Raw genomic sequence first — 14,488 nt, forward strand, 5'->3', positions numbered from 1 at the left:
ATTGGTTTGCTCATGTCAAATTTCCTATTATTTTATGCGAAGAACATGTGGATAAGTTGATAGTAACTTATCCACATTCTTCGCTATTTACAACATCAATAATCTTTATTTTATATATTTAAAAGATTATTTTTTCAACTTGACACAGTTTGACGAACACTCCCAAACATTTGATCTGCTTTAGACCAACTGTTTGATAATTCTTGTTTTGGGACATATCGTGCATTAAATTTCTCAAACCATTGTACAGTTTTGTTACCACATATTCCATCAACTGAAATATTATAACCATGATTTTTTAACTGAGATTGAACATTAGAAACTGTTTCTCCTTGAGCATCCTTGCGTATTAGTATTTTTTCTTGTTGTTCTTTTGTAGTGTCTATAAATTTACCAAAACCATCTTCTGCAAGAGTTTTCCAAGGAAAGAGTTTTCCAGGTGCCACATGTTTTTCAGCTACTTCACCAAGACCAACAAGATCATCCTTAATATTTAAATCAGGATATCTTTCTTTAATATCTGTAAGACATGCTTTTAATCTGTCTATTTGAGAAGATGTAAAATTACTTTCTGAATCATTAACAAGCATGATAGATATGCCAAAATCATTAACTTTTTTTTGTCCTTTCCAACTACTATTGCCGGCAAAAAATGTTTTTGACTCTAAGTCATTATGATATTGATATTGGTTACCATCTTTATCTATTATGTAATGTACACTTGCTCCTCTTTCTTGCAAAGCAGTTAATGCTTGGTCTAATGTTGGGCTAACTGAATAGGTTAGCACAACACAACTTGGTTCTATTCCTTCTCTAGGTGCAGAAAATTTACAATGATTAGTACGACTAATACCATTATTTTGCTTACTCATTTGATCCTCCTCATGATAATTTTAATTTTCTTGAAAGTATTAAATATGTACATATGGCTAACCAAATAACATTACACCAAATTTAGATGTCTATTAGTCAGAAGCTAGTAATTAATAACGATGAAGTAACCCAGGAAAATAATCAGAAATGGTTTGCTTCATAAAATTATGCCCCCTGATAATAGATAGAGTAATGCTAATCGGATAGCTATACTTAAAAAGTATAACTATAATCTTGGCTTGTGCAACAAGTTATTGCTAATATGTAGGAACTATTGTATCTTAAAATTTATGATATATTAGTGTGTTTAATAACTAAATAATTAAGGGACTATGACAAGTAATATAACAGATGATTCTTTTGATAAAGAAGTTTTACAATCTACTGATCCTGTATTAGTTGATTTTTGGGCTGAATGGTGTGGACCATGCAAAATGTTGACTCCTATTCTTGAAGAATTGAGTAAGGAATTGGTAGGAAAGGTAAAAATTGTTAAAATGGATATAGAGCAAAATCCTAATATACCTTCAAGTTTAGGTATCCGTGCTATACCTACGATGATTCTATTCAAGGATGGCAAACAACTAGCTACTAAGACTGGGTTATTTCCTAAAAATGCTATTGAAGAATGGATTGATTCTTCAATAAAAATGTAAATCATGTTTTTAGCATATGACGTCTAAACTAGTATCTATAGAAATAGTTGATGGTTTTGTTGAAGGAATCAACAATCAACAAAGAGTAGAAAGCTTAAGGCGTTTTCTTATTAAAGGTGGTAGTATTTTTCCTTCGTCAATTCCTATCTTAAATAATATAAATTTTTCCTGTAAAACAGGTGAAAGAATTGCCTTTATTGGTAGTAATGGTTCTGGAAAAAGTTCTTTGCTTAAGGTAATTGCTGGAATTTATCCATTAAAATTTGGAACAGTTAAAGTTCATGGTGATTTTGCCGCTATCATTGAGACTGGCATAGGATTTGAGTTAGAACAAACTGGCAGAGAAAACATTAAAATGCTTATGCTTTATAATAATATGTTAAGTAGATACAGTAAAGAATTAGAACAAGAGATTATAATTTTTTCTGAACTAGGTAGTAAGATAGATTTACCAGTAAAAAATTATAGTTCTGGTATGTTATCAAGATTAGCTTTCTCTGTATCGGTTTTTCAAGATGCAGATATTCTTTTGCTAGATGAAATTTTTGCTACTGGTGATAGTTATTTTGTTGAAAAATCTACTAATTTTATGAAGAATAAGTTACAAAATATACCAATTCTAATATTAGTAAGTCATCAGGAAAATATTATTAGGGATAATTGTAATAGATGTATATTATTAAAGGAAGGTAGTATTATCGCGGATGGCAATCCAAGTGAAATATTAGAAATTTATAATAGTGGGAATTACTAATGTTAAAGTATTTTTTTTCCAAAAAATACTGGTTGGCAGTAATATTATTAACCCAAGCTTCTATATCTCGTCAAAATAAAGATTCTTTCTTGGGTTCATTATGGGGGGTAGTTCAGCCTTTTGTCTATATAATAACTATTTCATATTTTGTTGGATTTTTACTTAAACAACCAAGAGAAACAATGATTATGAATTTAGTTGGAGCTATACCATTATGGACTTTTATTACTACTAGCTTAAATATATCATCAAATTCATTAATTAGTCGTAGTGGAATTATAAAAAAGATCATAATTTCTAGAACTATCTTTCCTATATCGGATAGTTTGGCACAAGTTTATACTCTAGTTTATTCATTTGCAGCTATGTATATAGCTTTTATCATCTTATATCCTGAAAGACTTAGTGTAAATATATTTTTTGTGCCAATTCTTGTCTTACCGTTAATTATTTCTGTATGTAGTAGCTCTATTGCCTTTGCATTTTTAACCCCATATATACGAGATGTTCCTCAAATTTTAAATCTAATTTTTAGTGTTGTATATTGGAGTATACCAATAGTGTATCCATATTCTATGGTACCAGAATCAAAAAGGATACTCTTTGAAATTAATCCTATTTTTCTTGTTATAAGACCAGTTCAATTCCTAGTAACAGAAGGAATACTGCCAGATGCATTCATGATTATCAAGTCTATTATTGTAGCTGTTATTGTTACCTTCTTTAGTTATATTAGTTATAGGTTTTTTGCTAAAAATGTCATATATTATGTATGATGTTTTAATCAATAATTGCAAGATAGTGCAAATTTTACAACTAAAGTCTCATAGTACATTAAAGGATCAGCTATATGACACTTGCTTTTGGATTAAATTTTGCTGATTTAAACAATTTACAAGGTCTAAAAAAATTAGATAACATTTTTTTAAATTTCCTGTGTAGTCATAATCATTCTCTCTATCAAATTATTTTATCATTAAGAGCCAATCCTGAGCAAGTTAATCAGAAATATTACTCAGATTTTTTATTAGAAATTTCACCTATTTTAGATGATTTTTTGGCTGAATTATTTGCTATAGAGCAAGAAATAGCCAATATAAGATTTAGTCATAAAGAGTTTGATCTAATTTATGAATGTAAGAGAAAATTTGTTCAGCGTATCGCGGTAAAAAAATATCCTTATGAAAAATTACAGGAGATTGATTTTACTAATGTGTCAAATTCTCTAAAAAAACTTCTGGGAATAGAATGTTATCCATGTAGTATATGTCATCCCTGCGAAAGCAGGGATATAGATTCCCGCCTACGCGGGAATGACAAAGGAGTGTATGAGAATGACAAAAGTGATTTTACAAATAAGTTTGCTCGTCAAGTAATGGAATGGCAATTAGATGCTGAAAAATATGCTTTTGAGTTAGATATAGCAGCAAAATATGCGGCTTTTATGGTTTACAATAATGTTGAAAGCCAATTATTTTCTCTACCCCAAAAAATAGATAAAGATAATCTAATAGACCATGAAAAAGTCGCTAAGTATAGAAACAATGCAAGAATAGGATTTGATTATTTAGATTCTACGTCCAATCTAGATGTGGTTTTAAATAATACTCATTATTGTATCTATTGTCATAAACAAGAAAAAGACTCATGTTCTAAAGGGTTATTATCAGCAATATACTCAAATCAGAAGAGTATGCTGTCAAAGTCAGGATGTCCGCTGAAGCAAAAAATCTCTGAGATGAATTATGTAAAATCAAAGGGATTTAATCTAGCTGCCCTTGCTATTATTATCATTGATAATCCAATGGTAGCTGCTACTGGTCACAGAATTTGTAATGATTGTTCCAATGCTTGCATCTATCAAAAGCAACAAGCTGTGGATATTCCTCTTGTTGAATCTAATATCTTAGGGACTACTCTGCTTCTGCCTTATGGGGTAGAAATATATTTATTACTTACCAATTGGAATCCGCTTAACATTTTTGCTCCTTTACCAAATCTTCCAACTAATTATAAGGTTTTAGTAGTTGGTCAAGGACCAGCTGGCTTTAGTTTAAGTCATTATTTATTACGGGATGGGCATGATGTAGTAGCCATAGATGGTTTAAAAATCACCCCATTGCCTTTTGATGTTAACCAACCTATTAAATATTGGTCTGATTATAAAAAAAACTTATCAGAGAGAATACCAGGAGGCTTTGGCGGAGTAGCTGAATATGGTATTACTCCAAGATGGGATAAAAATAATTTGACGATATTACGTCTGATGTTACAAAGAAATAGTCGGTTTAAGATTTTTGGTAGTGTAAGCCTGGATAGCAATATAACTATGGAGCAGGTATACCATTTGGGATTTGATCATGTTGCCTTGTGTACTGGAGCTGCTAAACCCAAAATCGTTGAGATGAGAAATTTTCTTGCAAAAGGTGTTAGAACAGCTTCCGACTTTCTAATGACCTTGCAATCAGGAGGAGCTTTTTTAGAGCAATCTATCACTAATTTACTTATCAGGATGCCTATTATCATTATTGGTGGTGGATTGACCGCTATTGATGCAGCAACTGAAAGCTTAAATTATTATAAATTACAAGTAGAAAAGTTTCTAAAGAACTATCAGTTATCAGTTGTAAAGAATGGTAAAAAGCACACAGAGCAACATTGGACAAATGAGGATAGATTAATAGCTGAAGAATTTATTTTGCATGCAAAATTATTTAAGCAAGCACAAACTAGACCATCTATCAAGCAAATCCTAGACGAATTAGGCGGAGTAACAATTTGTTATAGGGGTAAATTAAAAGATTCTCCTTCCTATAAGTTAAACCCTGAGGAAGTGATGTATGCTATGGGGGATGGTGTAAAATTTGTTGAGGATATGATACCTTTAGGTATTGATGTTGATCAGTACAACTATACCCAATCGATAGAATTTGATAATTTAGGTGTAAGAAAAAAATTTAAGGCACGAACTGTACTGATGGCAATAGGTATCGATAAAGAGGTAGTAAATAATCATTTAGAAGATATAGTCAATTCAGGAGAATTTGTGGCTAGGAGCGATGGAGCGACGCCTATAACTAATAGGCGAGCGACGAGTAACAACGTCCCCAATTTCTCATCAATTGACTATAATGTAACATATTTTGGTGATTGTAATCCTTTATACTCTGGAAGTGTGGTTAAAGCCATAGCAAGTAGTAAAGAGGGATATAAAAATATAGGAGAAAAACTTACCAAAAATAGTCCAATTTTTCCTGGTAGTTATATAGATTTCTTTGCTAAACTAGATTATCTATTAACGAGTCGTATTGAAGAGGTTAATATTCTATCTGATAAGATAGTAGAGCTTGTAATACATTCTCCTCTTGCTGCTAAGAATTTTCAACCAGGGCAATTTTTCCGTTTGCAAAATTATTCTAGTGATATTGCAAAAATTATTGAACCTTTGGCTATTGCTGGAGCTTATGTTGATTCAAAAAATGGGTTAATTCATTTGATAGTTTGGCAAAGTGGTAAATCAAGTAATTTATGTAGATATTTATCGAAAAATGAGCAGGTAGTACTAATGGGACCTAATGGTAAGCCAACTGAGATATTGAAAGATAGTAATATAGTTCTTATTGGAGGAGGGGTTGGAAATGCTGTTTTATGCTCAATAGCCAAGGCTCTTAAAAATAATAATTGTAAAATTATATATTTTGCTGGTTATAAAAATTTACAAGATAGATTTTATCAAGAAAAAATTGAAGAATCAGCTGATATAGTAGTTTGGTGTTGTGAAGAGGGGATTTTATCAAAAAATCGGTCGAAAGATATTAGTGTTAAGGGTAATTTGCTGTATGCTATAATGGGGTATTGTTCTCTCTGGGAGAATTTGGCTATAGATAGGATAATAGCCGCTGGTGTTTCAGAAATGATGCAAGCTATAAGAGATAAAAAAGATGATTTTTTTGGTAAAAAACCCCAACTAATAGTAAGCATTAATTCTCCTATGCAGTGTATGATGAAAGGCATTTGTGGGCAATGTATTCAAAAAATTACAGACAAAAATAGATATATTTTTACTTGTACCTGCCAGGAGCAAGATGCAAAAATAGTCGATTTCATAGGGCTTAAGAGTCGTTTAGAACAAAATTCTCTGCAGGAAAAACTATGATTAATTCCTCCACGGTATATATATTGTAGTTTTTATGCTATGTATAGCTTTAAAACCTAGATAAACTGAAATACGTTCAATGATTATCTGTTGATAGTATGATATTTCTAAGGCGATGCTTGAATTTTCTGCTTGTACGTGTAAAATATTTATTAACTGTCCTTTCTCTTTAGATTTAACTATTTTTAGAGGAATAGTTTTGCTACTAAATTTTGATCCAACAATCTTACTCCAATTAATCATAATTTCTGCAAGCAATGGGTGCTGTTTGCCAAAGATTCGTCTAATAATTATGTTGATGTCATGGCTGAGTGGTTTCATGGGCAAAATTAATGATTGTAACCATTACTACTAATACAGCAAAAATAGTTGATACTAAAGGAAAATGCAGAGAAGTGATGGATAATACCATCAGCAATATATTGCATATTATAATTCTACACACTACTTCCCTATGACTTTTACCATTTTTCACTGCTTTTTGAAAAAAATGCTTTAAATGAGGTTGCCAAATCTTCTCCTTATTAAGTAGCCTAATTAATATAGTTAGTCCTCCATCTGTCATGTAATATAAACTAGCAATAGATGAAGCAATAAACAAATCAATACTAGAAGCTGAAATAAGTAACAAACATAAACCTAGTAAGAATCCTAAACTTATACTACCTACGTCCCCTATAAAGATTTTAGCAGGATGCCAGTTAAATATCAAGAAACCTATCGAACATCCCAATATAATGATGTTAAGTATAATTATAAAATTTGTATTTATTATTGTATCATACTTTAAATAACAAAGTATCAATATAGTGATAGATAAATGAATAGATTCGGCACCACTAATACCATCTATCCCATCAAGAAAATTGTAGATATTTAAAAAGGTAGTCAAATATATTATAGATAGTACAAAATCAATATATAATGGTAATTCATGATGAAATAATAATGCCGGAGATAAAAATAATACAATGCTTATTGTAGAACAAATTATATGAATAATTAGTCTTATAAATACGGGAACGGAGATAAGATCATCTAAAAATGAAATTGTAGAAATGATCAGCAATAAAGGTAAAATTTTAATCGAATTTATTAGTGCTTTTGTTGTAAAATATTCGTAAGAGATAAGACCAACTATTACCACTATTACTATAGCAATCCCACCTCCTCTTGGTGTAATTCTATTATGTACTCTACGTGGATCCGGTATATCCACCATTCCAAAAGAGGGAAGATTGAAAATCAATAGCCAAGTAAAAAAGCTTGTTGCTATAAAAGATAACAAAAATAAAAAACTATAATTAATAAAATCACTCATAACAACATATTAGATTTAAAACTGAAATATTCATTAGCTGCGATAATCACGTGGTCATGAACAGATATATTCACATTAGCACAAGTTTCTACTATTTTGTGTGTTAGTTTTATATCAGTATTTGAAGGCTTACTAACACCACTTGGATGATTATGTATCAGTATAATTGCCCCAGCTTCATTAAATAAAGCTCTTTTAATTATTTCTCTTGGATATATTGTTGCTTGATCTATGGTTCCTTGGCTTAAAACTTCATCAGCAATCAGGACATTCTTTTTATTTAGAAATAAGATACGAAACTGTTCTGTCTTCATATTACCCATAGTTGCTTTCAGATAATCTATTAGAATGCTCCAAGAGCTAATGACATTTTGATTTATTACTTTTTGTTTTAGCATTCTATTAGTTAATTCACGCATAGTAACAAAATTTATGTATAAATTATCATTAGTCCCCTTAATATTAAGTAGTTTTTCTTTATCTGTATTTATTAAATCAGCCAGACTACCAAATCGCGTTAGTAATTCCTTCGCTAATGGTTTTACATCTTTTCTAGGTATTACAGAAAATAATATCATTTCAAGTAATTCATAATCCGCAAGATTCTCTGCAGACATAACAATACGTTGCCTTAGACGTTGTCTATGTCCAATATAATGAGGAGTATCATCTTTCATATTGTTCTATTATAAATCTATTTTATAAGGTGGATATATCAAGTGTTTTGGTGACAAAGTAAAAATGTCAAAACCATCTTTGGTTACCCCCAAACTATGCTCAAATTGTGCTGATAATGATTTATCACTTGTGGTAACTGTCCAATCGTCTAATTTACTTAGATGGGTAGAGTGATGTCCAGCATTTACCATTGGTTCAATAGTAAAAAACATACCTTCTTCTAATACCAAGCCAGTGCCAACTTTCCCGTAATGTAGAACATCCGGTTTTGTATGGAATATACGCCCTATCCCGTGACCAGTATAATTTCTAACAACTGAATAATTATGCTTCTCAACATAAGTTTGTATAGCATTTCCGATAGTTCCTAAATGTACTCCTGGCTTCACTAGTTCAATTCCTATCATCATAGCATCATAAGTAACTTGCACTAAGCGTTTTGCTTTAATTCCTACATCACCAACGTAAAACATTCTACTAGTGTCACCGTACCATCCATCAACAATTACGGTAACGTCAATGTTTATGATATCACCATTCTTAAGGAGTTTATCATTTGGGATACCATGGCATACTACATGGTTAACAGAAGTGCAAATTGATTTTGGGAAGCCATTATAGTTTAAAGGTGCAGGGATTGCATTATTGGATACAATAAAGTTATGGCAAAGATCATTTAAATAAATGGTACTTACCCCTGGTTTTACATAATTAGTAATGAAATCTAAGGTTTCCGCAGCAAGTTTACCTGCAATATGCATTTTCTTAAAGTCTTCGGCTGTATGAATGGTTATAGTCATAAAATAATTAACTTTTTTATTAAAATTATCTATTGAAAGTAGAAATATATACTAAATTTTCACTTTTTTAAATTATTATTTGAATTTCATTGGATCTTTTTCAACAACCCTGACTTTATAGAAGCTATAAGATAGAGTTATTGTCTCAACATCATTCATTTCTTTATCTTCCTCAAAATCAGAGTCTATAAAAAATGTTACGGGCATTAACATTTTCTCTTTTGCTTTTAATAACTGTTCTTCAAAACAAAAACAATGTATTTTAACAAAATATTTACCGGCTTTATTGGGTGTAACATTATAAACGGAAGTTCCTATTATATCATCGTTGCTTAGATTTTCAGACTCGTAAAAAATTAGTGTATTTTGTCCTGGAATAACTGTAGCCCTTCTTTGTTTAGGAATAAATCGCCAAGGTAAATTACTATCAACATTAGAGTCAAATTCTATAGTTATCACTCTAGTTCCCTTTTTAGGGGAATATATATTAAATTCCTGTTTTACGGTGGTGCCACCATAACCAGTGACTTTACAAAATAAATTATAAATTGGTATCGATGCAAAGCTTAAAAAAACCATACTAAATGCTAAGCTAACTAAGGCTAAGGCAAACTTCCTATTGGAACGTCTATTAGAATCTGTAAACATTTCTCTCTATTTGAATTAGCTCTATTGTAAAAAATCAAATTTTAACTTTTTACGAAAAGTCTATTTAAAATATCTTAAACTTATGATATTATATACTCGTTTTAATAAAACAACCTATTTTAAGGTATTATATGACTAACAAAATCAGTGTGCCAGTAATTTCTGCAGAATCAGGATTTTATCAATATTTGCAAAAAATTAATAAAATTCCATCACTGTCACAAGAGGAGGAATTTTTACTTGCTAAAGCCTATCTTGAACAAAATGATCTAGAAGCTGCACATAAGTTAGTAACTAGCCACTTGAAATTAGTAGCAAAAATTGCCATTAGATATAGAAATTATGGACTACCTCTAAATGAGCTTGTATCAGAAGGGAATTTAGGTCTTATGCAAGCAGTAAAGAAATATAATCCTGATTTAGGTTTTCGTTTGTCTACTTATGCTTTGTGGTGGATTAAAGCTTCAATCCATGAATATGTCTTGAGATCTTGGTCTTTGGTTAAAATGGGTACTACAGCAGCACAAAAAAAATTATTCTTTAGCCTTGGTAAAATTAAGCATAAAATTGCCAACCTATATTCAAGGGCTGTCACAGATCAAGATTTTGTTCAAATTGCTCAAGAACTTGGAGTGACTACCAATGAAGTTAGTGAAATGAATGCTAGATTATCTGGTCCGGACTTATCATTGAACAATTTAGTAAATGGTGATGATAATAGTAGTAGCGAATTAATTGAATTTTTACCAGAAACTCGCCCAAGTCAAGAGCTAAGATTGATTAGCCAAGAAGATTCTGCTAATAAGCATAACTTGTTAACCCAAGCGATGAAGATCTTAAATGATCGTGAATTACATATTCTCACTGAGCGTAAATTAACAGATTCCCCAAAAACCCTCGATATTCTTAGTATAGAATATAAAATTTCTAAGGAAAGAATTAGACAGATTGAAAACACCGCTTTTGAGAAAGTAAAAAACTTTATACTTCAGCAAATGCCAAAACCTGTTTAAAAGTCTATTTAGATATATCAGTCGTCATTGCAAGGAGACCGTAAGGTCGACGAAGCAACTCATTTTTCTGTCATATCTGCTCGACTTAGTGTCATCTCTGCTTGTCTTAATTGTCATCCCTGCGAAAGCAGGGATCTAAAGATTCCCGCCTACGTGCATATGCGTCATTGCGAGAAGGCGTTAGCCGACGAAGCAATCCATAAAAGTAACCAAAAATGGATTGCCACGACCTACTTGCGTGGTCTTGCAATGACAAAGGAAATTTTAAAGAAAATGGTAGTTTTTCAATATTTTATGCAGTTATTGTTGTAAATATCATTGACAACAATAAATTTTTATGCTAAGATAATAATGGACGATTGGGTCAATTAATTAGTGATCGTCGCAAAGTCGATAGTTATTGTTAATTTAAGGAGATATAAGTATGAAAATATGGTCTTTATCCCATGTGGTGTTCGTTGTTGGTGTGATGTTATCTTTTAGCAGTTATGCCGATCAGAAAAAAGAGGACGTGACTAATAAATTAGGTTCAGACCAATGTTCACAAATTACTGAGAATAGTTGGAATTTTGCACCCTATGCAAAGTGTCATTTTGATTTACCCAATCAAAGAATTGGTGGTAGTGAACGGAGTTGTGCCAGCTTTGTGGATGAGAATGGCAAACCGATTTCTCCTACATTTCACATTGATTATGCACCCGGCAGCATTAGACCAGAGATTAAGGGATGTGATGTAAGTGAAGATACCAAAGGTCATATAGTAGCTAAAAACTGTAGTAGTATTGATCTTGCTCTATGTGGTAATAATAATGATAAGGTGGATATAAATATTATTAATCCTAACAATGTACATATCGTTGGGATTAGTTGTGGTACAGGAGTATGTGGGTCACGAGGTAAGTAATTTTATATGGCTAATCCGGGATTAAGTTAGTTTACTATGGATAAATGCTAATCTGGTTAGCTATAGTCAATTTAGGAGGATTGGGGGCTAGGAGCGATGGAACGCATAAGCGTCAGTTTAAGAAAATAATAATTGAGAAACCGTCATTGCGAGGAGACCGTAGGGTCGACGAAGCAATCCAGAAAAGTGATTAGAAATGGATTGCCACGCTACCTACGGTGGCTCGCAATGACGACTTTTTTACTTTATTTTCTTAAACTGACGCTTATGAGCATTGAGCGACGACGTCCCCAACTTCTCATCAATTGACTATATAAACATGAAAGAACCATTATCGATATATATACACTGGCCATTCTGTCTATCAAAATGTCCGTATTGTGACTTTAATTCTCATGTTTCAGATAAAGTAGACCATAATGATTGGCTGAAATGTTATGAGTTGGAACTGAATCATTTCAAGGATACTATAGGTCATAAATATATAAAATCTATTTTTTTTGGTGGTGGCACCCCATCTTTAATGAAGCCATTTGTTGTTGAAGGAATCATTAGCAAAATAGCAAATCTAGCAACAATAGATGAGTACACAGAAATTACTTTAGAAACAAATCCTACTTCATTTGAGACCGAGAAATTTAAAGACTTTAGATTAGCTGGAATAAATAGGGTATCAATTGGCGTTCAGTCTTTAGTGGAAAATGACTTAAAGAGTTTAGGGCGACAACATGATGTGGGGCAAGCAATCAAAACTATTGAGACAGCTCGTCGCATTTTTCCCAGAATATCTTTTGACCTAATTTATGCAAGAAGTAACCAAACTCTAAAAAGTTGGCAAGACGAACTAACCAATGCTATGCAACTTGCCTCAGGTCATATCTCATTATATCAACTAGTTATCGAAAAAGGTACGTTATTTTATAAATTGTTTAACGATGGGAATCTGACTATACCAAGCTCAGATCAAGCGGCTGATCAGTATGAATGGACTAATTTATACTTAAAGTCACAAGGATATTTTAGGTATGAAATATCAAATTATGCTATATTAGGTCATGAATGTAAGCATAATTTGACATATTGGCAATATAATAATTATTTAGGTATAGGTCCAGGTAGCCATAGTAGAGTTAATATGTACGATATAGTTAATTCAGGAGAATTTGGGGCTAGGAACGATGGAGCGACGCCTATAAGTAATAGGCGAGCGACAAGTGACAACGTCCACAACTTCTCATCAATTGACTATAGTGATTTTACATCTAATCTCTATAGTATCATGATGTGGCATAAGCCAGAAAAATGGTTGCAAACTGTTAAGAGCTTGGGCTGTGGCGTTCAACATATCAATAAACTTTCTATGCAAGAAATAACCGAAGAAATGTTGATGATGGGACTACGTCTTGAAAAAGGTATAAATATTGACCTTATACAAAAAAGAACTAGTAAACAATTATTTGAGATTTTGGATATACAAAAGGCAACATACTATAAAAAGCTAGGTTTACTCCAGTGGGATGAGGAATTAGGCGATAAAGGTCATATTAATCTTACAGATAAAGGTCTAATGTTACATAGCTATATAGTACCAAGGTTGTTTTCGCAATAGAAGTTACATAAAAAATTATTGACTTAGCATATTTTATATGTTACCATGGTATGGTGTTTCATGTGCATTTTTAGACAAGTCTTTTTTATAAACTTATATAAGAGGTAAATTTTCAATAAGAATTTTTTAAAACTTATAATCTCAGATTTGCGGATATGGATTCATCTTGGATGTAGTGATCAAGAAAAATTTCATTCGCAATTAGTTAGTTTTAATATTGAATTAGAATTTACAACCCCACCAAAAGGCACAATTACCGACAAACTTGAAGATACAATTTGTTATCTTGAGCTTGTTCAAAGTATTAAATTTCTTTGCCAAACTAAACAGTTTAATCTGATAGAACATTTAACGATAGAAGTTTATCATGCTATTGATAAATCTTTATTGAGATATAGTGATATTGTTCAATCGGTCAGTGTAACAACACGTAAAATGTCACCGCCCATCCAAGATGTTCATGGAGATATTGCTTTTACTTACTGCTCTGCTTTATGTAGTAAAGGAGGGGACAATGATTTATATTAGTCTTGGATCTAATTTAGGAAATCGTATTAATAACTTAAATATGGCTGTGAATTTATTAACACAAAGCTGTTTACGAAATTCTAAATCTTCAATTATACTTGAAACCGAAGCGATTTTGCCAGATAATACCCCTCCATCTTGGAATAAACCATTCTTAAACATGATCGTTGCGGGAGAGACGGATTTATCACCCGATGCACTACTTATAACCATGAAATCGATAGAATCTGATATGGGGCGATTGGCTATTTATGAAAAATGGGCACCTCGTATTATTGATCTAGATATTTTACTTTGGGATGAACTTGAGATCAATACTCCTCAGCTTACAATACCGCATCCAGAATTAAGTACTCGACCATTCTTACAACATCTTTTAGCCCTCATGGAAGTACAGCCCTGGACAAAGATGCCTTTAACAAACTCTTTTTCTAAAAGCTTTGTTCTAAATCCTGCAATTGTGGGGGTTGTTATAGCACTTAACATAGAGGTTAATATAAGTTATAATGATAGATAATGAATAAATTTAATAATAGCAATATGGCGAC

Annotated in this window: 16 protein-coding genes; 10 read left to right on the forward strand and 6 right to left on the reverse strand. The window is 31.8% G+C overall.

The genetic code is table 11. The features are described from left to right. Positions 1-134: 134 nt before the first annotated feature. Positions 135-872, reverse strand: coding sequence for an N-acetylmuramoyl-L-alanine amidase (locus RiCNE_RS02975; RefSeq protein WP_094649136.1), 738 nt, complete (start codon positions 870-872; stop codon positions 135-137). A gap of 333 nt (positions 873-1,205) precedes the next feature. On the opposite strand from RiCNE_RS02975, the gene trxA reads away from it, so the two are divergent. The 4 genes from trxA (at position 1,206) to RiCNE_RS02995 (ending at position 6,439) form a co-directional block, all read left to right on the forward strand. After that, entirely contained in the window at positions 1,206-1,529 is a 324-nt protein-coding gene (trxA, locus tag RiCNE_RS02980) for a thioredoxin (protein ID WP_094649137.1), read from the forward strand. 16 nt (positions 1,530-1,545) lie between these two features. Next, on the forward strand, positions 1,546-2,283 hold the full coding sequence (locus tag RiCNE_RS02985; RefSeq protein WP_094649138.1) for an ABC transporter ATP-binding protein: 738 nt from the start codon (positions 1,546-1,548) through the stop codon (positions 2,281-2,283). Continuing rightward, the gene (locus RiCNE_RS02990; RefSeq protein WP_094649139.1) at positions 2,283-3,059 is read left to right on the forward strand and encodes an ABC transporter permease; all 777 of its coding nucleotides are present in this window, start codon (positions 2,283-2,285) and stop codon (positions 3,057-3,059) included. The genes RiCNE_RS02985 and RiCNE_RS02990 overlap by 1 nt, the downstream gene beginning before the upstream one ends. 74 nt (positions 3,060-3,133) lie before the next feature. Beyond that, positions 3,134-6,439 (forward strand): palindromic element RPE2 domain-containing protein, encoded by a 3,306-nt coding sequence (locus tag RiCNE_RS02995; RefSeq protein WP_094649140.1) that lies wholly within the window; start codon positions 3,134-3,136, stop codon positions 6,437-6,439. On the opposite strand, the gene RiCNE_RS03000 is transcribed toward RiCNE_RS02995, so the two are convergent. From RiCNE_RS03000 to RiCNE_RS03020, 5 genes are all read right to left on the reverse strand, one after another. Further along, the gene (locus RiCNE_RS03000) at positions 6,440-6,760 is read right to left on the reverse strand and encodes a DUF721 domain-containing protein (RefSeq protein WP_094649141.1); all 321 of its coding nucleotides are present in this window, start codon (positions 6,758-6,760) and stop codon (positions 6,440-6,442) included. Then, the gene (locus RiCNE_RS03005; RefSeq protein ID WP_094649142.1) at positions 6,741-7,760 is read right to left on the reverse strand and encodes an MraY family glycosyltransferase; all 1,020 of its coding nucleotides are present in this window, start codon (positions 7,758-7,760) and stop codon (positions 6,741-6,743) included. Before RiCNE_RS03005 ends, RiCNE_RS03000 begins: the two co-directional genes overlap by 20 nt. Then, positions 7,757-8,437, reverse strand: a complete 681-nt coding sequence (radC, locus tag RiCNE_RS03010) for a RadC family protein (protein WP_094649143.1) — start codon at positions 8,435-8,437, stop codon at positions 7,757-7,759. Before radC ends, RiCNE_RS03005 begins: the two co-directional genes overlap by 4 nt. A gap of 9 nt (positions 8,438-8,446) precedes the next feature. Further along, complete coding sequence (map, locus tag RiCNE_RS03015; protein ID WP_094649144.1) at positions 8,447-9,238, reverse strand: type I methionyl aminopeptidase; 792 nt, start codon at positions 9,236-9,238, stop codon at positions 8,447-8,449. Positions 9,239-9,313: 75 nt separating this feature from the next. Next, on the reverse strand, positions 9,314-9,886 hold the full coding sequence (locus RiCNE_RS03020; RefSeq protein ID WP_094649145.1) for a cytochrome c oxidase assembly protein: 573 nt from the start codon (positions 9,884-9,886) through the stop codon (positions 9,314-9,316). A gap of 131 nt (positions 9,887-10,017) precedes the next feature. On the opposite strand from RiCNE_RS03020, the gene rpoH reads away from it, so the two are divergent. The 6 genes from rpoH to folK all read left to right on the forward strand — a co-directional run bounded on the left by rpoH (position 10,018) and on the right by folK (position 14,457). Next, positions 10,018-10,899, forward strand: a complete 882-nt coding sequence (gene rpoH / locus RiCNE_RS03025) for an RNA polymerase sigma factor RpoH (protein ID WP_094649146.1) — start codon at positions 10,018-10,020, stop codon at positions 10,897-10,899. Between the two features lie 424 nt (positions 10,900-11,323). Further along, entirely contained in the window at positions 11,324-11,803 is a 480-nt protein-coding gene (locus RiCNE_RS03030; protein ID WP_094649147.1) for a hypothetical protein, read from the forward strand. Between the two features lie 44 nt (positions 11,804-11,847). Beyond that, on the forward strand, positions 11,848-11,997 hold the full coding sequence (locus RiCNE_RS07465) for a hypothetical protein (RefSeq protein WP_157905660.1): 150 nt from the start codon (positions 11,848-11,850) through the stop codon (positions 11,995-11,997). A 125-nt stretch (positions 11,998-12,122) separates the two neighbouring features. Further along, positions 12,123-13,412: a radical SAM family heme chaperone HemW gene (hemW, locus tag RiCNE_RS03035; protein ID WP_094649148.1), complete on the forward strand. Its 1,290-nt coding sequence runs from the start codon at positions 12,123-12,125 to the stop codon at positions 13,410-13,412. A 135-nt stretch (positions 13,413-13,547) separates the two neighbouring features. After that, positions 13,548-13,940, forward strand: a complete 393-nt coding sequence (locus RiCNE_RS03040; RefSeq protein ID WP_275656731.1) for a dihydroneopterin aldolase — start codon at positions 13,548-13,550, stop codon at positions 13,938-13,940. Then, positions 13,927-14,457, forward strand: a complete 531-nt coding sequence (gene folK / locus RiCNE_RS03045) for a 2-amino-4-hydroxy-6-hydroxymethyldihydropteridine diphosphokinase (RefSeq protein ID WP_157905661.1) — start codon at positions 13,927-13,929, stop codon at positions 14,455-14,457. The genes RiCNE_RS03040 and folK overlap by 14 nt, the downstream gene beginning before the upstream one ends. Positions 14,458-14,488: the final 31 nt, after the last annotated feature.

The organism is Rickettsia endosymbiont of Culicoides newsteadi, assembly GCF_002259525.1.
In the GTDB taxonomy this organism is placed as follows: Bacteria; Pseudomonadota; Alphaproteobacteria; order Rickettsiales; family Rickettsiaceae; genus Tisiphia.